This is a genomic window from Vibrio palustris, from assembly GCF_024346995.1.
Classification (GTDB): Bacteria; Pseudomonadota; Gammaproteobacteria; order Enterobacterales; family Vibrionaceae; genus Vibrio; species Vibrio palustris.
Map to the genome: position 1 here is coordinate 1,302,442 of NZ_AP024887.1, position 20,063 is coordinate 1,322,504.

The window sequence follows — 20,063 nt, forward strand, 5'->3', positions numbered from 1 at the left end:
ATGCAAAAAGTGAATGAGGCTCAAGCGAAAAATGATAAAAAGCGATGTAAAGCATTGTCACAGCAAGGCGTCATCGCTTAGTATGTTGAAACATGGTTTAGTCCAAGCATTTGAAAGCGGAGAATAAAAGTGGTTGTAGATACCGATGGTTACCTAGCACTGATCGAACACCTTTCTTTTAACCTTGATATCTTTACTAAAGATGGGGATATCGGTGAAGAAAGTATCGAAGATGTAGTAACAGATATGGTTGCAAGTAACATTATGGCCATTTTTGAGCAAAATCCTGAATTACACTCAAGTGTTCGCTTTAAATTACTAAAAGAAACCGATGCGGTGGTAGAAGATTTAGGCGAAGTCTTGGCTGGCGTATGGGAGAAACGTGCGACTAACGAGCAAATCGTTTTTCTTGATGAGTACGTAGCATTATTGAAAAACTTATTTGATTCAGCGGTGGCGGCATACGATTAATACGCCCGCAGAGAGTGGGTATTATGCTTTTACTTCTTGATATGACGAAATTGCCAGAAGTGTGACGCCCAATAGGGGTTATCCATTCTCGATATCATAACGCCCTGGGATGATGATGCATGAATGAATTTCTGCTGGCCTAGATACAAGCCGACATGCTTCTCTTGGCGAGTGATATGGAAAAACACCAAATCACCGTAACGTGCGTGACTTGGTGTAACACGTCTACCCACTGAACTTTGTTGAGTTGTGGTTCTTGGTAATGCAATTTGCCATGTGTTGGCATAAGCTATTTGCACCAAGGCAGAACAATCCACGCCTGTCGGGGTAGCTCCTCCCCAGCGATAGGGAACGCCTTGCCATTTGTCGTAGAAATCTTTGAGCGGCCGTGTTTGGTTCAATGTTCCGTTTTGATCTCGTAGCGTTTTAGCTGGTGGATTGGATGGTGTTGGTGAGGTACTACATCCTGCTAAACAGCTTAACGTTAATAACCACAATGACCACTTTTCGCCTGCAACAGAGGTAAAAGCTGGTGGCATACTAAATATTGGCATAGTTCCCTTATTGATAGATGTATTCCTCATTATCTAGTGCACCATAACTAAATAGATTGTATGTCAATAAACGTTCCACTCTAAGTCAGCTGTTAAACAATAAAGCGCCATCAAGTTATCGACAATACGTTACTTTTTAAGTCGTCGACGAAAGGGCATAACAATTAAACGATCAAGCCACTGCTCACGACTGTTTCTGCCAAAGGCGAGCCCCAAGCGCATGGCTGGGTGACCGAGTAATGGTTCAGCAATATAGGTACCCAGTAGTCGGTCCCAAAAGGAAAAAACAAACCCCAAATTACTATTGTGCTCTTTTTCGTTCAGACTGTGATGTATGCGGTGAACATCTGGCGTGACCAATAACCAGCGCAGTTGACGCTCACGTAATGGGTGTAATTTGATATTACAATGGTTAAAAACAAGCATGCCAATAAATATCAGCTCATAGGCTACCACCCCAAGTATGGGAGCCCCAAGCAGAGTGACGACACCGATTCTCATCCATAACAACAATAAGAATTCGAGTGGATGAAAACGCAATGCGGTTGATGCATCCAGATCAGTATCAGTGTGATGTATTTGGTGCAATTGCCATAAAGCCGGTAAACGGTGCATCAAGACATGAAAAATATACAACGCTAAATCAAGCGCTAATATCGTGACAAAAATAGCAATATAGTGATTAACATCGAGTGTCACTAAAATACCAAAGTCATGATTTTGAGCCCATAATGCAGAGCTAATAGCAAAAAACGGGATAACATAATGTGACAGTGTAATGTTTATACCGCACAGAGAGAAATGATTAAGCCAGCGTAACCGTTTGACTTGTGATAATGTGCGACGAGGTCTATTTGACTCCCATATTGCAAGTATTAAAAAAACCAGCAAGAAGAATCCCCACTGTAGCCAAGCATTATAGTCATTCATAATGGTTCCTTTTATGCCGCCCCGAGGGAATTTATTCGGCAAATAATCAAACTTTACTAGCGAACTGTACACCGTGAACGTAGAATTCTCGTTCTGTTTTTTTATTTAAGCATTTCATGAGAATTCACGGTTTCCATCATTTGTATCAACTAAGGCTCAAACAATCAACCAAACCTTTTGTTGCAAGAGGGTCTCAGGTTGAGCGGTGTGAATATTGCCGTGTGGCTAAAGCTTATTGTCTGTGTGCCCATCAACCCAATATTCAGACTCAGGTCGCAGCAATGTTGATCTTATCAGACAATGAGATATTCAAACCCAGCAATACGGGGCGATTAATCGCTGATACGATTCAAGATACACATGTCTTCCAGTGGCATAGGACAAATCCTCCGGCAGAGATGTTATCACAACTTGAGAATCACAATTACGCTCCCGTTTTGGTTTTTCCTGCAACCAGTGCTGACGATCATGCTAAGGTCGTAACAACGCAAAATGTCACGGATAGCGATAAAACGCCGTTATTGGTTTTCATTGATGGTAGCTGGCGAGAAGCGCGACGTATTTATCGTAAATCTGCATATTTACAATCACTGCCTTTATTATCGATGCAGCCTGAAACGGTCTCCGATTACATTATGCGTAAATCGGAAAATGAACAATACTTAGCAACGGCAGAAGTCGCTTCATTGGTGTTACAAGGCGTAGGGGAAGCTGAGGCAGCCAAGACATTACGTTATTGGTTCAATGCCTTTAAAGAAACCTATTTAATGACGAAAAGCAGAGGTTTGCAGGATGAGTCTCGACCTCAGCTGTCCTTATATCTACAATGGAAAGACAGTATTACCCGAGCAGATGAACGCGATACCAGATAAGTTGCAATAATAGCGTGACGTATAATAAGAGGATATCTCATGTATTATGGATTGGATATTGGTGGTACTAAAATTGAGTTTGGTGCTTTCAACAAAAAATTAGAGCGTGTTGCAAAAGAGCGTATAGCGACGAATACCGAGGATTATGAGCAACTAATTAATTCTATTGTCGATTTGGTAGAGCAGCATGATAAGAAATTTGGCGAAGAAGGCACAATCGGCATTGGTCTACCAGGTATGGAAAATGCGAAAGATGGCACGATGTTAACCGTCAATATACCCGCAGCAAATGGCCAACCATTACGCCAAGATCTCCAAGACAAGCTCAAACGCAAGGTCAGTGTCGAAAATGATGCGAATTGTTTTGCGTTGTCTGAAGCATGGGATGATGAATTTCAAGGAAAAAGTACCGTACTAGGTTTAATTATGGGAACAGGTTTCGGTGGGGGCCTTATCATAAATGGACAAGTCATTTCTGGCAGTAATCATGTTGCTGGCGAAGTCGGCCATACGCGTGTGCCGATTGATGCTTGGTTGGCGTTGGGGGATAACCCACCTTTACTTGATTGTGGTTGTGGTAAACAAGGCTGTTTAGATAATTACCTGTCTGGACGCGGCTTTGAACTACTCTATACGCATTTCTACGATAAGAAATGTTCAGCTCAAGACATTATCACGGCTTACCATTGTGATGATATGCAAGCGAAGGAGTTTGTGGACCGGTATTTGGAGTTTACGGCGATGTGCTTTGGAGGGCTGTTCACAGCACTCGATCCTGCGGTTGTTGTGATTGGTGGGGGGTTATCGAACTTTGATACCTTGTATGAAGAATTGCCCAAGCGTATCCCGCGTTATCTCATGTCTGTCGCCTCATGTCCGCAAATCATTAAAGCGCGCTATGGTGATTCTGGTGGTGTTCGTGGTGCGGCTTTCCTTAATTTACCACTCACTGACGACTAACCCGTTAGATATGTTGAGGCGTTGCGTGTACTGATGACCTACCGTTCTCGCTAACAGACTAAGGGGAGCGTTATCGTCCCCCTTAGTCTTTAAAAGCTAAAGCTACATGCTGGTGTGTTATTGTTTTGTTGGCTTTTTGCCAATACCGACGTTTTCTTTCGGTTTAAGAGTAATGTGACTAAAACCTAGCTTACGAAAGTGGTTATCGCGATAGTTACGCATTGCTTTCGTATCTGAAATAGCTTCGATCTGCTGTTCCATTTTGAGGTAGCTCGTTAAATCAATCCCTTCTGCAGCCGCGACGGCTTCATGGGCAGAGCGATACTCTTGATAAGAGAAGACTAATGTCTTTTCTTCGTCGTTAAAAGTGTAAAGAATAGTACGAGACATGTTAGTTTCTCTTGCTTTCTGATGTGAGCGGCGAATTTTGCCTTGAAGTAAGCGAATTGTCACGCATTCATTATGGGCTTATCGCGGTCTGTGTTATTCACGTATAGGCCTGCAAATCTTCCGGCGCATTAATATTGGTAAAAGCGTGTGGCTCATCATCAAGTAATACGCTGTGATAATGCAATTGTTTTATAAATCCCATCAAGCGACGTTCTCCACTGGAAAGATAGCTTTCGAGCTTAGGGATAACATTACGGTTCAGCATTAAAAACGCCGGCTGCGGGCGATGACCATCAGTAGCTACCAATGCCTCACAAGAATATTGGCGATCATTACCTTTGTCATGAGATCGAAAACGCTGTACTAACTCACTATGCACAAATGGGCAGTCACACGGTGAAAATCCTACCCATGGCGTTGTGGCGTAAGTTAACCCTGCGTGTATCCCCGCGAGTGGGCCAGGATAATCTTTCCATATATCTTGAATGACCGTCGCATATTGCTGGTAGTCCTCGATATTACGATTGGCATTGATCAATAAGGGGGATGACAGCTGTGGTTGCAATTGAAAGAGACAATGCTCAATTAAAGGGCGCCCTTGAAAATGTACTAACCCTTTATCCCTGCCGTGCATGCGACGTGCTTGACCACCAGCGAGAATTATCCAGGTTATCTCTTGTTCCTCAATCATGATTAAGACCTTACTAGTCAAACTATTATGTGAATGCTTAAGATCAAGTCGCCCTTGATCCTAAATCATACTGACTTCATGCAAACCGATAGGCGAGAGCCTTATATTATTCGACCGTTGGGGCATTTTTTCACCCATCTTATCGCATAAACTCGCCTTTTCTCTATTCCGTTCTATTTTTAAAACAGGAAGCGTTTCCTGTTTAAGAAGGTATTACGATTGATGCTGGAAAATGAAGTAAACCAAGGTTTCACCTATCATGCTTATTCTGTACTGCTGGCCTGTGAATCAAAACAGACAAAAGAGTTATTCAGTCAATATTTTATTAATGATGCTTGGTTTAGCTCATTGGTTGAAGTCAGCCGTTATGAGCAAGCCCAACGAATGATAAGCCAAAGCCATTATGATGTGATTATCATTGATGATACTTTTTTTCCCAACACCACCGAAGCGTTAACGCAAATTGCGCTTTGGCGGGCGCAACAATCCCAAGTGTTACTGATTGTACACCATGATAGGCTACCGTCGGTGGTAAGCCAATGGCATATTTCTCCATTATCTATCATTATTGATCCGCTTGATCGTGCGCAAGCTAGTCATGTCATTCAGCTAAGCATGCAAGATTTGTTACAACGTAATATGAACTCAGCTCTGCTTCATGACTTCTGCCGTCATCATTCTAATGAAATTATTGGGGAATCAGAGGGCACTGTGGCGCTAAAAAACAGTATTAATCGACGTTGCCATGATACTACACCGCTGTTAATTGAAGGAGAGCCTGGCGTGGGTAAAGAGCTTGTTGCCAGGCAGTTACACCGACATAGCCGACGTAATGGGCCTTTTATGACGCTGAGTGGGCACGTGTCGCTGGAAGATTCGTTAGAGAAAACATTCTATGGACAGCGAGGGAATAAAGAGAATGGGCGGGAATATGTAGCAGGGCTATTTAAGCAGGCCAATGGTGGCACTTTATATATCGATGAAATAGAGGATTTGCCTATTCAAATTCAGCAAACTTTGCTGAGTGTATTTGATACCGGAAAGATTCGTCCTGTGGCAGCTGAGCACGATGTTCCTATTGATGTTCGCGTGATTGCGGCAACGAATCGTCCGCTCTTAGATGAGAGTCATATGACCAATAATCCATCGCCATTATTAGCTCGTTTATATCCTGACCGGATCTCGGTGATGCCACTTAGGCAGAGGAAGTCTGATCTTAAAATGCTACTACCTTTTTTAGCGAAACGTTTATGTCGTGATTTATGTCTACCATTACCCACATGGACAGAAGAAGATATTACCATTATCCGTGATTATCAGTGGCCAGGTAATGTGAGGGAACTGAAAAACCTAGTAGAAAATTGTATTTTACTAAAACAATCGCCTTCAGACTATTGGCAGCGTACTCATCATATACAACATAAAACGCCGGTCACCGTGACGGTGTCTAATGGCATAAGTATACCAACACTCAACGATGATCCTCGTTTAGAGCCGTACTATCAAACGCAAGGATATCCGCCCAGCTGGACGTTGAAACAGATTGAGCGTCATCACATTGAGAAAATCGTTATGGAATGTGAAGGGAATCGCTCGGCAGCGGCACGTGCCTTAGGGGTTAACCGCAAAACGCTAGAACGTAAATTTAAAGAATGGGAAGACGATCATTAAGAGTATCGATAACCTGCTCTAAAATTGTGGTCTTCGTGGATTACTACCATGCACCATATATGACCAAAAAGATCATTATGGTGCATGTCCAGTTAGTCACTTTATATGCCTTGTTTCTTTACATGGCACAGATCGACCCATTTACCCGCCAATTTTCAGATAATCCTTACCTTTTACTGCTTTTCGATTCAAAATATCTTTCTGGTCTAATTTTTGCTTAAGCTGCGCATAACAATAATATCACCAAATTGGTGAGTTTAGGATTATGTGGCACTCAATTGGTGCGCATAGAGTAAAGGAGACAACAAGGATGAATTCAACTTTAGAGCAAGTAGGCGGTGCAGTTCAATTACTGACGAAAAGCTCAGACACTTTGTTTTTGCTGCTTGGTGCCATCATGGTTTTTTTCATGCATGCTGGCTTTGCTTTTCTGGAGGTGGGAACAGTACGTAAGAAGAATCAAGTCAATGCTTTAGTCAAAATTTTAGCGGATTTCGGCGTGTCAACCTTAGCGTATTTCTTTATTGGGTACTGGGTAGCCTACGGACATACCTTCTTTGGTAGTGCAACAGAACTTGCAAATAATAATGGTTATGAACTAGTGAAGTTCTTCTTTTTATTAACGTTTGCAGCAGCAATTCCAGCCATTGTTTCTGGGGGGATAGCTGAAAGAGCGCGTTTTTATCCAATATTAATTGCGACCTTCTTTACGGTTGGAGTCATTTACCCTTGCTTTGAAGGGATGATTTGGAATGGCAATTGGGGAGTACAAACATGGTTTATGGCACATTTTGATGCCCAATTCCATGATTTTGCCGGTTCCGTCGTTGTACACGGTGTTGGCGGATGGATTGCTTTGGTGGCGATTCATTTTCTGGGAATGCGTAAAGGGCGCGTACGGGCTGGGAAGCATACGAACTTCGCCCCGTCCAACATTCCTTTTCTTGCCTTAGGTGCTTGGATTCTATGTGTCGGCTGGTTTGGATTTAATGTTATGTCGGCGCAAAGCATGACAGGTATTAGTGGGTTGGTTGCGATGAATACTTTAATGGCGATGGCTGGAGGCATTCTTGCAGCGCTATTTGTGGGTAAAAACGATCCTGGTTTTATTCATAATGGACCATTAGCAGGGTTAGTTTCTGTGTGTGCGGGATCGGATTTAATGCATCCTATTGGCGCGTTAATAACAGGTGCCATAGCCGGGGGCTTATTCGTATGGTTATTCACTCGATTACAGAAAACGCGTATTGATGATGTACTCGGCGTTTGGCCTTTGCACGGTGTGTGCGGCGCTTGGGGTGGCATAGCCGCTGGTATTTTTGGTCAAAGTGCATTGGGAGGTCTAGGAGGCGTAAGTTTTATCGTGCAATGCCTCGGAACGTTACTTGGCATCACGGTGGCACTACTTGGCTCTTGGGCGGTTTATGGTACGCTAAATCGTGTTACTGGGTTACGTTTAACTCAAGAGCAAGAGTATAATGGCGCGGACTTAACGATTCATCGTATCTCCTCAACCAATGAAGATTAACATCATTATTTTACAGTGAAAAAAGAGCCTTATGGCTCTTTTTTTATACGTATTTTTATTTAAACTGATGCATAGCATTACATCGGTATCAATGATAGATAAAACCGATATTATTAGTGACATTGTCACATAAATTCCCTGCACATTAATCTGTCAGTAAAGGATCAGTTATGAAGTTCCCTTATCGCAATATCGTGATACTTACCGGAGCCGGTATTTCGGCCGAATCGGGCATTCAAACATTTCGTAGTGAAGATGGGTTGTGGGAACAGCACCGTATCGAAGATGTCGCAACGCCGGAAGGTTTTGAGCGAGATCCCAATTTAGTGCAAGCATTTTATAATCAGCGTCGTAGAGAGATTCAACAAGCAAACATTCAACCAAACGCTGCCCATCAAGCGTTAGGGCGCTTAGAGCAGGAATCTGAAGGAAGCGTAACCATAGTGACACAAAATATCGATGATTTGCACGAACGTGGTGGAAGTCATCATATTTATCATATGCATGGTGAGCTACTTAAAGCGCGTTGCACCGAGTCACAACAAACGGTTGAACAATTGACAGACATTCATACTGGTGATTTATGCCATTGCTGCCAAATGCCTGCTCAAATGCGTCCACATATTGTGTGGTTTGGTGAGATGCCATTATCGATGGGAGAAATTTATCAAGCCATCCAAGACGCCGATTTGTTCATTTCTATCGGCACTTCGGGGGTCGTGTATCCGGCCGCTGGTCTCGTGCATGATGCGAAACTATCAGGCGCACACACGATAGAAATCAACCTTGAACCAAGTGCAGTGCAAACAGAGTTTGCTGAAAAACGCTATGGTAAAGCAAGTGTGGAAGTACCTAAGCTGGTTGCAGAGCTACTTGACTTACAATGTCCGTAACAGATTCTTATTCATATTAATCTAAATATAAAAACCACTTCCTTAGAAGTGGTTTTTATCATTAACACATCTACTCAGTAGCGTGTTTTTAACTATTCCATTTACTGGCTCACTTTCAATTTCTGGAACAGCTCTTCATAAAGCGCAGAGGCTTTACCCACATCGTCTTGGAACACACCAGTTTTCATCACGTCTTCTGGTGGGAAAACATTAGTATCGTTCTTATAAGATTTAGGTAAATATTTATACGCTGTTTTCACTGGGGTTGGATAACCTGTCATTTCTGAAATTTTCGCAGCATTTTCTGGCTTTAATAAGAAATCAATCATTTTATAGGCGGCATCGACATTTTTCGCACCGCTTGGGATAGACAAGTTATCCATCCAAAAAATAGCCCCTTTCTTTGGCCAAGCCATTTCAATCGGCGCCCCGTCTTTATGCGCTGCATATGCTGAGCCATTCCATAACATACCTAGAGATACCTCTCCAGCCATGTACGGACGAGCAGGGAAGTCTGAATTGAAAACCAACACGTTTGGCATGAGCTTTTTCAGTTCTTCGTACGCTTCATGAATTTTCTTTGGATCCGTGGTGTTTGGGTTATAACCTAATTTAACCAGTGCTATATGGAAAACTTCTCGCGCATCATCCATCAGCATCAGCTGGCCTTCAAAGTCTTTATTCCATAGCTGGCCCCAGCTGGTAAATTTAGACTTATCATAGTATTCAGTATTAACACCAATCCCAGTGGCTCCCCAAACATAAGGAATTGAGTAATCGCTTTTTGGATCAAATGATTTGTTAAGGTAGTTAGGATCGATATCTTTAAAATGGCTAAGCTTAGAATGATCGATTTTTTGAATCATACCTTCTTTGCGCATTTTGGATACAAAATACGTGGATGGTACAACTAAGTCATATCCTGTTTTCTGGGTTTTTAACTTGGCATACATCGTTTCATTTGATTCATAAGTTGAATAAATGACTTTAATACCCGTTTGCTTAGTAAAGTCTTGTAGAACTTCTTGAGGGATGTATTCGGACCAGTTGTAAAAGTAAAGCACATTGTCGTCTTGTGCCATGGCGCTACCACTGAATAGTGCCGTTGCGCATAATACGCCAGCATATAATTTATTTTTCATTACGTTTCCATGTCTTAGTGTATTTGCTAGTTGACCTAGTGATGATACTCATATGATGAGTAGGGTTGTGATTCATCATTTCATAGCGGTGCGTTAACTGAATGACTCAGCGCAAACACGCCATGAAGATGTATCGAATAATGATGAGAGCCAATGACTTACTCTCATCATTATAGTTGATTAGGAAGGGATTAAGGTTTGGGATCTCGTGCGAGCCACTGTGAACATAAGACGAGCAACAGTGATAATACTAACATGACAGTAGCCAGTGCATTAACATCTGGAGACAATCCAATGCGTACCATGGAGTAAATTTTTAAAGGTAAAATTTCATAGCTTGGACCAGTCACAAACGAACTGATGATCACATCGTCTAATGACAGCGTAAAACTCAGTAACCAACCCGCAGCAACCGCCGGTTTAGCGAGAGGAACAATGATACTTTTAAGAATCGTCCATTCACCTGCACCTAAATCTTTTGCTGCTTCTAACATCTTGACGTCAAAGCCATTTAATCGGCTATATACGGTTATCACGACAAACGGCAAACAAAAGGTAATGTGGGCGATCAAAAGCGTCATCAGACCAAGCTGAGCTCCCAACACGAGAAATAGAGCAAGGAAAGAAATCGCCATAACAATATCGGGAGACATCATAACGACAAACAATAAGCCACTGACCATCGCTTTGCCTTTAAACTGATACCGATACAACGCAACTGCAGTTAAGGTGCCAATCAGGGTTGCTGCAGTCGCTGAAATTACCGAGACAGTCAGTGAATGCCAAGCAGCCTGCATTAAACTATCGTTATGAATCAGCGATTCATACCATTTGGTGGTAAAACCTTGCCAACGTAAACCAAAGCGACTTGCATTGAATGAATTCACAATCAAGACCACAATCGGCAGATATAAAAAAACGTATATAAGGCCGACAAAGCTAAATTTAATTGATTTTCCCATTAATCTAGCTCCACTTTCTTGTTGAGTAGCTTACTTGCTCGGTAATATGCATACATCAGTAAGGCCATCACTATCGTCAATGCAATACTGGTTGCTGCGCCAAATGGCCAATCGCGGGCGTTCAGCACTTGGCTCTTAATGACATTACCTACCAATGGGTTTTTGGCGCCGCCAAGTAAATCAGAAACATAAAACATCCCAAGAGCGGGGAGCAGTACCAATAAGCACCCGCCAATGATGCCCGGCATCGTCAATGGGAACACGATTTTAAGCAAGATTTGTACTTTATTAGCGCCTAAATCTCTGGCAGCTTCTAAATAGGTTTTGTCTAACTTTTCAATTGATGAATAAAGCGGCAAAATCATGAAAGGCAACAGAATGTAAACCAAGCCAATCATTACTGCGGTTTCTGAATACATGATGCGAATCGGGCGGTCAATAATATCGAGCGATAGTAGCAGTGAATTGAGCACACCATGCGTTCCTAATACCATTTTCATACCATAGGTACGAATTAACGAATTCGTCCAAAATGGAATAATGACTAAGAACAACATAAAGCTGCGCCATTTCGCTGGCATCTTAGTGATAGCATAGGCGAACGGATACCCAAGGAGCAGGCAAAACAATGTAGCGAGGATCGCCATATAAAAAGAATGTCCAAGCACCTTGGCATACAAGGGATCGACCAAGCGAACATAGTTATCCAAAGTAAACGTAAAACTCAGTAGGTTGGCGTCGTCTTTGGTTAAAAAACTGGTACCGATGATCATTAAGTTAGGAACTAAAACAAATAGCGTCAGCCAACCAACCACGAGAAACACAATGGTTTTTTGTAGATTAAACTTACGTGTGATCATCGAGAATCACCTCCCAACTTTCGACCCAAGTTATGGACACTTTTTGCCCAATAGAGTGGTCGACATCAGGATCGTCTTCATTGAAAAACTCGCTGATCATGACCATGTCACCGGATTCCATTTCTACTTCTGAATCCAATGTCATACCTTTATAGGTTCGATCGCGCACATAGCCCACTAAGCCTTTTGATTCACTTTGTGAAATCTCTTCAATACGTAAATCTTCAGGGCGAAGTAGTACCTGCAAATGTTGGCCTGATTGAATGGCATTTTTATAATACACCGTATTCGCAACACCATGGATAGTGACTAAAATACGTTCTTCATCCAAACGCTCTTTTGCGACGGCTGGAAAGACATTAATTTCACCAATAAAGCGGGCAACGAAGAGATTTTTCGGCTCTTCATAAATCGCTTTTGGGCTGCCATCTTGTTCTATTACGCCATCGCGCATGACAATAATGCGGTCAGACATCGATAACGCTTCTTCTTGATCATGAGTCACAAAAATAAACGTGATGCCCAACTTACGCTGCAGTTGCTTAAGCTCGGTCTGCATTTGTTTACGTAATTTATAATCCAACGCCGATAAAGATTCGTCGAGCAACAAAACTTTTGGTTTATTGACCACCGCACGCGCGATAGCAATACGTTGCTGTTGGCCGCCAGAAAGTTGATCGGGCTTACGCTGCGCCATATGCTCTAAGCGCACCATGCTTAATACTTCCATAACGCGAGATTCGATTTCGGTACTGCTTACTTTTTGCATGCGCAAACCAAAAGCGACGTTCTCAAATACGGTCATATGAGGGAATAAAGCGTAACTTTGAAAGACAGTATTCACATGGCGGTTTTCAGCCGGGGTTTCTGTCACATCATTCTTATCGAGTAAGATAGAGCCAGAATCGACGCTTTCAAAGCCTGCGATCATTCTTAGTACGGTAGTCTTACCACAGCCAGAAGGGCCAAGAATAGTGAGGAATTCACCGTGATTGACGTTTAAGTTTAAGTTCGAAATTATTTCTTTACCATCGAAACTTTTAGTAACGTTAGTTAGTTTGATTACTGTATTTGCAACGCAATGCTCTTTATTCAACGTCTGTTTTTCTCCTACCTGGGCCTAGCGCAATTTGCTTGATTGTGACCATATGTAATACATTAAGTCGCGAATCATAATCATCGCGTACTGGAAGTCAAAGTATTTTAGCGTGTTAGGGCAAAAATTTCGTAATATACACTAACAATTTAATCCTGCTAGGACAGCCGCAATTAGGCAGAATGTGCACTATTCATTCGAAAACAACACACAAGTCACATTACTGTTTTTGTACTAACAAACATTACCGTATAATAACTGACAATATTTGTGAAATAATGACGCGTAACCGTGTTTGAAGATATCTTGATAGAGAAGACGATTTTCAATCCCATTCAGCCTTCTAGAGTAGTGTAATGAATAACGAAACAGAAAAAGATTTCAATTTGGGGGGCAGTATTGATACTGCACTTTCTGGACAGTACGAACTGAGCATTACCAAAGTGTTTAAAGAAGCTTGGGATTGTACTATTCAGCACTTCCTGTCGTTTAGCCCTGCCATCATCTTATTAGCTATTTTGCAGATTGCTATTTTCTTTATTGCACTGCACTTTCAAGTATCCAATGTCACAGGGATATTTGAAAACTTTGCGAAGAACGGGACATTTCCTGATGGTTTTATGCGCTCCTTATATATCGCGAACTTTAGCTACGAAGTCGTGAGTGCGCCATTCTACGCCGGTGTGTCTTTAATGGCGATGAGCCATGCTGCAGGTTTGAGTACAACCACCAAGCAGATAGGCAGCGGTTTACAATATACGGTTTCAGTCATTATCGTGACGTTAGTCAGTCTTGTGCTGCAAGGCGTCGCTAATTTACTTCTACCCGTTATTTCACTGTATTTGTCGTTAGCATTTACTAATGCAAGTTTATTGGTATGTGAAAAACGAGTGCGTCCTTTTACTGCTTTGTGGCTATCCTTACGTGCGGCAAACCGCAAGCTTTTGCAGTTATCCGTCATTTATGCCGTTATTATGGGTTTATTTCTTGCGGCATTAATGTTTTATGGCATAGGCTTAGTGTTAGTACTTCCTTTTTTCTTTCATGTTAAAGGGATCATTTATCGTAATATGTTTGGTGTACGCCTCAAAGTAGTCGCAACCAATCATGACGACGACAATGATAATAGTGACGGGGGAGAAAGTGATAACGACAAACCAAGTCAGGTATTTAATGCGTAACATTGTTATTGCTGGCATCGCAGCGGTTTTAGCCAGTTGCGGCTATCAATTTGTCACGAGCACTCAGGGCAGTGAATCAAAGGGAGCTGCCTATCAGCGTATGGGCCCGCCACCAGATTTTTCAGCGATTGATAATATCGCTGATCGTAAAGCGAGTTTTTTCGACTACGTTCGTGAAGGCATTCAAAATGAGAATCAACGTATTCTTCATGAGCGCCAACAACTTAAACAAATTAAACAAGCCTTAGATAAAGGCAAACCGTTATCTAATGAGAATAAGGTAACAGCCAAGCTATTGGGTGAATTGTATAATTTGAAAGTCACTGATGACACGATTAACAAACAATGGGTCAACCATATGTTACGCCGGGCCGATGTCATTCCTGAAGCGCTTGCTCTGTCACAAGCGGCCAATGAATCCGCTTGGGGAATGTCGCGTTTTGCTCGCCAAGCTAATAACTATTTTGGTCAATGGTGCTATAAAGCCGGATGTGGATTAATCCCCAAACAGCGAGGGGCGGACATGACTCATGAAGTCGCTAAGTTTTCATCGGTTAGTGAATCAATCCATCGCTACTTTATGAATGTTAATCGTAATAAAGCGTATCAGCCATTGCGTAAAATTCGGTATGAACGACGCCAACAGAATAAGAAAATCTTGAGTACAGCGGCAGCCCTAAAGTTAGTGCAAGGCTTGAAGAACTATTCTGAGCGGGGACAAGAATACGTTAATATTATTTCAGGTATGATTAATCATAACGAGCAATACTGGGAATATTAAGTATTGTTTTATAATAAGATGAGCATAAAAAAGGCTACGGTAACGTAGCCTTTTTTTTATTTCCCCACTCACTAAGTGACGGTGTAACTTAGTGACATTAAGAAAGGTTAGTGACGTTCAATGTCATTGCTGGATCAACATCAAACGCTACACTTTCATCAAAATCAGTAGGTTGGGTTGGGAAGTTATCTTTATCAAAACCAATGTCGCCACCATCAATGATTCCCGAATCACTATCGATAGATTTAAAGTCGAACAAATTATGATCGGCTAAATGGCTTGGTACCACGTTTTGCATCGCTTTAAACATGGTTTCAATACGACCAGGGAATTGTTTATCCCAACCGTTCAACATTGCTTTAATGTTCTGACGTTGCATATTTGGCTGAGTACCACATAGATTACATGGAATGATAGGGTACTCACGGGCTTCAGAAAATTTGATGATGTCTTTCTCACGGCAATAGGCCAAAGGACGAATGACGACATGTTCACCGTTATCCGACACTAGCTTTGGCGGCATACCTTTCATTTTACCGCCGTAGAACATATTCAAGAATAGAGTTTCTAAAATATCATCACGATGATGCCCTAACGCGATTTTTGTCGCGCCTAATTCTTTAGCTGTACGATACAAAATACCGCGACGTAAGCGAGAGCATAGTGAACATGTGGTTTTGCCTTCAGGTACTTTTTCTTTAACAATCGAGTAGGTATCTTCTTCCACGATTTTGTATTGTACACCTAAGCTTTCTAGGTAAGCTGGCAGAACGTGTTCAGGAAACCCTGGTTGTTTTTGGTCTAAGTTAACCGCGATTAGTTCAAAAGAGACCGGCGCGCTCTTTTGCAAACTCATCAGAATATCAAGCATAGTGAAGCTGTCTTTTCCGCCAGACAGACACACCATAATGCGGTCACCTTCTTCAATCATGTTGAAGTCAGCAATAGCCTGACCCGTATTACGACGCAGACGTTTTTGAAGTTTATTGAAATTGTATTGTTGCGCTTTGGTACGCTCTTGAGTTTGCTCGGTCATTTAGCTTGCGCTCTTTATCTTGATAACAAAATGAAGTGCGTATGATACGCATAAATGCTAGATATTCCAGTTTTTAGGGCGATGAAACGTAAATCCCCCGTGATAATTCACGAGGGATTTAAATTTCAATAGGTTGATACTTTAGTTTGGAGCAAGTGGACTCACAAAACCTTCGGGTTTGAGTGCCAGTATGTCGCAACCTATTTTATCAATAACTTGTTCGGCGGTATTACCAAGAAAAACCGCGGACAGGCCAGTTCGACCCGTTGTCCCTATCACACAAATACCGGCATTAAGAGAGCTGGCCGCTTTGGGAATGACTTCTTCAGGTAATCCTTGCTCAACGAGAGTATGTTCTTCAGCAATCCCATGTTTTTGTCTTAACGCTTTCATGGATGTTAAATGATGACCGCGAATCGCATCGGAGTAAGCGCTGGGATCAAACTCGGGTAACTCGATGGCGATATTGGCGGGTGTCGCGGGGTAAGCGTTAACAAGATAAGGGGTCGCATTTAAACGCTCACTCATACTCATGGCTTGTTCGACCATACGATCGTTGAGATCTTGATGAGTCTCTAATTCAGAACCCACATGAACAGAAGCAATAATGTTAGCTCCCTGTGGCCAGTGGGCATTTTTCACTAAAGCAACAGGGGTTGGACATTTGCGCAATAAATGCCAATCTGTCGGGGTAAACAGTACCGATTCTAATAAATCGTGTTTACGTGTCCCTTTGATCACAATGTCATGATGACCTTCAAAGACTTCATGAATAATGGCTTCGTAAGGTCGGTTATGCCATACAACTTTAATGTGTAGATCGAAGTCATCACTTAAGTAGGGCTGAGCTATTGTTCTCATCCATTGCTCTCGTTGCGATATCACACCTTGGCGCATCGCATCTCGCTCTTCGGAGGAGAGCATTGAGGTCATGTCATAAGAAAAATCATAGATAGATAAGAAGAAGGTGAGTTGGCTGCGGGAGCGACTATGCGCGGCTAATTTCGCCGCTCGAGCAAGTGCGACTTGCTCATCTCGATTAACGTCTGCGACGGCGAGAATATTACTGTAAATACTCATAAACGAACCCCTTATCAATGTCGTCGAGCTATAGATACTCTAGCGCAAATACAGGGGTAGGGACAGTAAGTCAAACAGAGAAGTGCAGAAAGTATGATGTAGCTCGATATGAAGCTACATCATCTGGAAACGATTTAATTGCTATCTGTAACGCCGGCTAACTCTTTGATAGCGTCATGATCTAAGATAGTAATGTATTTCCCTTTTACGGCTAATAATTCAGATTTTTGGAAACGCCCCAATAAACGGCTGATGGTTTCTACTGTTAATCCTAAGTAGTTACCTATATCACCACGAGTCATCGTCAAACGGAATTCACGTTGAGAGAAACCACGTTGGGAAAATCGCGTAGAAAGATGATAAAGAAAGGCGGCTAAGCGCTCTTCTGCATTCTTTTTTGAAAGTAGCAGAATCATTTCTTGGTCACCTTTAATTTCATTGCTCATCAAACGCATGATTTGTTGACGTAACTTTGGCATTTTACCTGAGAGGTCGTCCACAATTTCGTACGGGATCTCACATACCATCGAGGTTTCTAGTGCTTGTGCAAAACTCGGATGGGCATCTGACATGATAGCATCAAAGCCGACGATATCTCCTGCAAGGTGGAAGGCGGTAATTTGCTCATCGCCTTGTTCTGTTATGGTGTAGCTTTTTACGGTTCCAGAGCGGATCGCATAGAGCGACTTAAGCTCATCTCCAGCTTTGAAAAGCTCCTGTCCTTTTTGAATCGGTTTCTTACGCTCAATAATCTGATCAAGCTGATCGAGTTCTGATTCATTCAGCGTAAAAGGGATACAAAGTTGGCTGATACTACACTCTTGGCAATGAATAGCACAACCACCGGATTGAATACGCTTTGCTGCTGGTTTGTCAGATATCATAATAACCTTTCACTAAATTGATGTACGCGAGTATGTTAACACTCATTCGAAACAAAGGGTAGATAAATAAACCCTTTAAAAACATGACGTTAACTTATATTTTTAAACATACCCTTATTGATAATAATGTTATAAAATCAAAGCTTTTATGTCTATCTATTGGCACAAAATTACATAATAAATGAGATGCCGATTAACAAAATGATAACAATTTTGGTATCGCTACCGTAATGGATAAAAAGTGGTACGTAAATTATTTAAACTGATGATCTCACGAATTCGAGAGCGTTATCTGTATTGTTGGTCAATTTATTGTGTAGTGTCACATTAGTTATAGGGATGTTAGAAAGTAAATGGTAACTATTTACTAGCAGCAATGTATCATTATCACTAATTACAGTAGAATACTCCTATAATATAGTACTGATGTAATGATAAATTGATACACGAGTTCGAGGGTATAAAACATGGCTGCTGAAAAGCTCACTAAACAGCGACTAATGCAAATCGTTATAATGATGTTACTGCTCATTGGGGCGTTTACGTGGCGTAGTTGGACTTATGATGAGCAAAAAACGCTGTCGTGCAAAGGCCATGAACAATGCCGTATTCAAGTGGATTCTCAAATGATTGAAGTCTTCAAAACCAGCATGTCGAGCTATGAGATTAATCAAGTACCCAAAGGCTGGATGTTAACGTCACAGCAAGGTGAATTTACACAAATAGCGCCACAAAAGTGGTCAATGAATATAAACCCTAATCAATTAGCTCAACCTATTTACGTTGTCTTAAATGACACAACCCGTATGCAGATTTCAATTTAAGAAATGACCTTAACCATTTATCATTTCGAGGACAACAAGATTGTTATTTGAGCAACCGAACAAACCTATGCGTTTTCTGACTGCCTTCTCTCACTCACAAGATATTAAGGTAGCAATACAGACTATTTTGGCGCAAACCGGAAGCTATAAACCAGCAGCAATGCTTTGTTATTATACCGAATCGTATTGCGCTCAAGAGTTAGCAAATGAACTCACATCGAGGCTGCCGAACGTGCCTTTTATTGGCTGTTCTTCATGTAAAGGTATCATGACAGATAAGGGGTATCATGAAGGGCCGGTTGTTGGAGTCTTATTTATTTACGACCAATCAGCCTGTGCTTATGGATCGGCTTTGGTCAATTTAGACGCGTGTGATGATTATCCTAAATTAATCAATAATCTCATCGAAGATGCACTAAAAGATGCCGACAGAATAGGGGAAATCCCAAGCTTGATTCTTCTGCACGCTACGCCAGGCTATGAAGAATTGTATATGGACGCGATTGATGAAAAATTTGGTACTCACATCCCAATTATTGGCGGAAGTGCTGCGGATAATAAGATTCAAAACCACTGGTCTTTGATTACAGATAAAGGAATCAGTCAAAATGGGATTGCTCTACAATTGTTCTTTACCAGTAAACCGCTCACAACAGGGTTCAGTGCAGGCTATTCCCCAACCACATTTAAAGGTGAAATTACCTTAGCAAAAGAACGCACTATTTTTGAAATAGATGGTTTGCCAGCAAAGGATGTCTATAAGCAATGGATAAACGATCACGCTGGAGAAAATATTTCGGAACAATATATTTTCGATCATATTGCACGTTTTCCCATCGGGGTAATGGCCGGTACTATTCATCAACAACCATACTTTAAACTTACTCATCCTTTATGTTTTCATCCAGATGGTTGGATTGAAGTTTTTGCTGAAATGCAAACTGGCGAAGAAATTCAATTGATGACTGGCTCACTTGATCAATTGATCTCCCGAGCCTCACGGGTAGTCAAAGAAGCGAATATACAAAATTATCACGAATCGTTAGTTTGTGGCGCTATCATTATTCATTGTGCTGGCTCGATGCTTCGGTTGGGAGATGAAATCCAACAAGTCTACCAAAAACTTATTTCCCAAATGAATGGACAACCTTTTATTTGTCCATTTACCTTTGGTGAGCAAGGCCGTTTTATTGGTGGAGAGAACGCTCATGGCAACCTTATGATCTCTTCAGTAATTTTTTATGATTCAGAATAGTG

21 protein-coding genes are annotated in these 20,063 nt (G+C 41.7%); 10 read left to right on the plus strand and 11 right to left on the minus strand.

All coding sequences use genetic code 11. The annotated features are described in order from the left end of the window. Positions 1–129 precede the first annotated feature (129 nt). On the plus strand, positions 130–471 hold the full coding sequence (locus OCU30_RS06225; protein WP_077313041.1) for a DUF3802 family protein: 342 nt from the start codon (positions 130–132) through the stop codon (positions 469–471). A 29-nt stretch (positions 472–500) separates the two neighbouring features. Here the strand turns inward: OCU30_RS06225 and OCU30_RS06230 are convergent, their stop codons facing one another. Both OCU30_RS06230 and OCU30_RS06235 read right to left on the minus strand, forming a co-directional pair. Further along, positions 501–1,025 carry a C40 family peptidase gene (locus OCU30_RS06230; RefSeq protein WP_420856674.1) on the minus strand — a complete coding sequence of 175 codons (525 nt, stop codon included), beginning with the start codon at positions 1,023–1,025 and terminating at the stop codon, positions 501–503. Between the two features lie 129 nt (positions 1,026–1,154). After that, positions 1,155–1,955, minus strand: a complete 801-nt coding sequence (locus OCU30_RS06235) for a sterol desaturase family protein (RefSeq protein ID WP_077313039.1) — start codon at positions 1,953–1,955, stop codon at positions 1,155–1,157. A 116-nt stretch (positions 1,956–2,071) separates the two neighbouring features. Between OCU30_RS06235 and OCU30_RS06240 the strand changes: the two genes are divergently transcribed. Both OCU30_RS06240 and nagK read left to right on the plus strand, forming a co-directional pair. Then, positions 2,072–2,827 carry a tRNA-uridine aminocarboxypropyltransferase gene (locus tag OCU30_RS06240; RefSeq protein ID WP_077313038.1) on the plus strand — a complete coding sequence of 252 codons (756 nt, stop codon included), beginning with the start codon at positions 2,072–2,074 and terminating at the stop codon, positions 2,825–2,827. Between the two features lie 39 nt (positions 2,828–2,866). After that, the gene (gene nagK / locus OCU30_RS06245; RefSeq protein ID WP_077313037.1) at positions 2,867–3,787 is read left to right on the plus strand and encodes an N-acetylglucosamine kinase; all 921 of its coding nucleotides are present in this window, start codon (positions 2,867–2,869) and stop codon (positions 3,785–3,787) included. A 117-nt stretch (positions 3,788–3,904) separates the two neighbouring features. Here the strand turns inward: nagK and OCU30_RS06250 are convergent, their stop codons facing one another. Both OCU30_RS06250 and mobA read right to left on the minus strand, forming a co-directional pair. After that, on the minus strand, positions 3,905–4,177 hold the full coding sequence (locus tag OCU30_RS06250; protein ID WP_077313668.1) for a DUF2960 family protein: 273 nt from the start codon (positions 4,175–4,177) through the stop codon (positions 3,905–3,907). 97 nt (positions 4,178–4,274) lie between these two features. Further along, the gene (gene mobA / locus OCU30_RS06255) at positions 4,275–4,868 is read right to left on the minus strand and encodes a molybdenum cofactor guanylyltransferase MobA (RefSeq protein WP_077313036.1); all 594 of its coding nucleotides are present in this window, start codon (positions 4,866–4,868) and stop codon (positions 4,275–4,277) included. Positions 4,869–5,090: 222 nt separating this feature from the next. Here mobA and OCU30_RS06260 point away from each other — a divergent pair, with 222 nt between their 5' ends. The 3 genes from OCU30_RS06260 to cobB all read left to right on the plus strand — a co-directional run bounded on the left by OCU30_RS06260 (position 5,091) and on the right by cobB (position 8,960). Then, positions 5,091–6,539, plus strand: a complete 1,449-nt coding sequence (locus OCU30_RS06260; RefSeq protein WP_077313035.1) for a sigma-54-dependent transcriptional regulator — start codon at positions 5,091–5,093, stop codon at positions 6,537–6,539. A 310-nt stretch (positions 6,540–6,849) separates the two neighbouring features. After that, positions 6,850–8,067, plus strand: a complete 1,218-nt coding sequence (locus OCU30_RS06265) for an ammonium transporter (protein WP_077313034.1) — start codon at positions 6,850–6,852, stop codon at positions 8,065–8,067. A 170-nt stretch (positions 8,068–8,237) separates the two neighbouring features. Next, a complete protein-coding gene (cobB, locus tag OCU30_RS06270; protein ID WP_077313033.1) occupies positions 8,238–8,960 on the plus strand; it encodes a Sir2 family NAD+-dependent deacetylase in 723 nt (240 codons plus the stop codon). Between the two features lie 101 nt (positions 8,961–9,061). On the opposite strand, the gene OCU30_RS06275 is transcribed toward cobB, so the two are convergent. The 4 genes from OCU30_RS06275 to potA all read right to left on the minus strand — a co-directional run bounded on the left by OCU30_RS06275 (position 9,062) and on the right by potA (position 13,020). Then, the gene (locus tag OCU30_RS06275) at positions 9,062–10,102 is read right to left on the minus strand and encodes an extracellular solute-binding protein (RefSeq protein WP_077313032.1); all 1,041 of its coding nucleotides are present in this window, start codon (positions 10,100–10,102) and stop codon (positions 9,062–9,064) included. A gap of 191 nt (positions 10,103–10,293) precedes the next feature. Then, a complete protein-coding gene (gene potC, locus OCU30_RS06280) occupies positions 10,294–11,064 on the minus strand; it encodes a spermidine/putrescine ABC transporter permease PotC (protein ID WP_077313031.1) in 771 nt (256 codons plus the stop codon). Next, positions 11,064–11,924, minus strand: a complete 861-nt coding sequence (gene potB / locus OCU30_RS06285) for a spermidine/putrescine ABC transporter permease PotB (RefSeq protein WP_077313030.1) — start codon at positions 11,922–11,924, stop codon at positions 11,064–11,066. The genes potC and potB overlap by 1 nt, the downstream gene beginning before the upstream one ends. Continuing rightward, positions 11,911–13,020: a spermidine/putrescine ABC transporter ATP-binding protein PotA gene (gene potA / locus OCU30_RS06290; RefSeq protein WP_077313029.1), complete on the minus strand. Its 1,110-nt coding sequence runs from the start codon at positions 13,018–13,020 to the stop codon at positions 11,911–11,913. The genes potB and potA overlap by 14 nt, the downstream gene beginning before the upstream one ends. 356 nt (positions 13,021–13,376) lie before the next feature. On the opposite strand from potA, the gene OCU30_RS06295 reads away from it, so the two are divergent. Together OCU30_RS06295 and OCU30_RS06300 are read left to right on the plus strand one after the other, a co-directional pair. Then, positions 13,377–14,201 (plus strand): DUF2189 domain-containing protein, encoded by an 825-nt coding sequence (locus OCU30_RS06295; RefSeq protein ID WP_077313028.1) that lies wholly within the window; start codon positions 13,377–13,379, stop codon positions 14,199–14,201. Beyond that, complete coding sequence (locus OCU30_RS06300) at positions 14,194–14,982, plus strand: glucosaminidase domain-containing protein (protein ID WP_077313027.1); 789 nt, start codon at positions 14,194–14,196, stop codon at positions 14,980–14,982. Before OCU30_RS06295 ends, OCU30_RS06300 begins: the two co-directional genes overlap by 8 nt. A 97-nt stretch (positions 14,983–15,079) precedes the next feature. On the opposite strand, the gene ttcA is transcribed toward OCU30_RS06300, so the two are convergent. The 3 genes from ttcA to OCU30_RS06315 all read right to left on the minus strand — a co-directional run bounded on the left by ttcA (position 15,080) and on the right by OCU30_RS06315 (position 17,982). Then, the gene (ttcA, locus tag OCU30_RS06305) at positions 15,080–16,018 is read right to left on the minus strand and encodes a tRNA 2-thiocytidine(32) synthetase TtcA (RefSeq protein WP_077313026.1); all 939 of its coding nucleotides are present in this window, start codon (positions 16,016–16,018) and stop codon (positions 15,080–15,082) included. A gap of 141 nt (positions 16,019–16,159) precedes the next feature. After that, complete coding sequence (gene uspE / locus OCU30_RS06310; RefSeq protein WP_077313024.1) at positions 16,160–17,098, minus strand: universal stress protein UspE; 939 nt, start codon at positions 17,096–17,098, stop codon at positions 16,160–16,162. Between the two features lie 134 nt (positions 17,099–17,232). Further along, entirely contained in the window at positions 17,233–17,982 is a 750-nt protein-coding gene (locus OCU30_RS06315) for an FNR family transcription factor (RefSeq protein WP_077313022.1), read from the minus strand. Positions 17,983–18,449: 467 nt separating this feature from the next. Between OCU30_RS06315 and OCU30_RS06320 the strand changes: the two genes are divergently transcribed. Both OCU30_RS06320 and OCU30_RS06325 read left to right on the plus strand, forming a co-directional pair. Beyond that, the gene (locus OCU30_RS06320; protein WP_077313020.1) at positions 18,450–18,806 is read left to right on the plus strand and encodes a hypothetical protein; all 357 of its coding nucleotides are present in this window, start codon (positions 18,450–18,452) and stop codon (positions 18,804–18,806) included. A 160-nt stretch (positions 18,807–18,966) separates the two neighbouring features. Further along, complete coding sequence (locus tag OCU30_RS06325) at positions 18,967–20,061, plus strand: FIST signal transduction protein (RefSeq protein ID WP_095532895.1); 1,095 nt, start codon at positions 18,967–18,969, stop codon at positions 20,059–20,061. Positions 20,062–20,063: the final 2 nt, after the last annotated feature.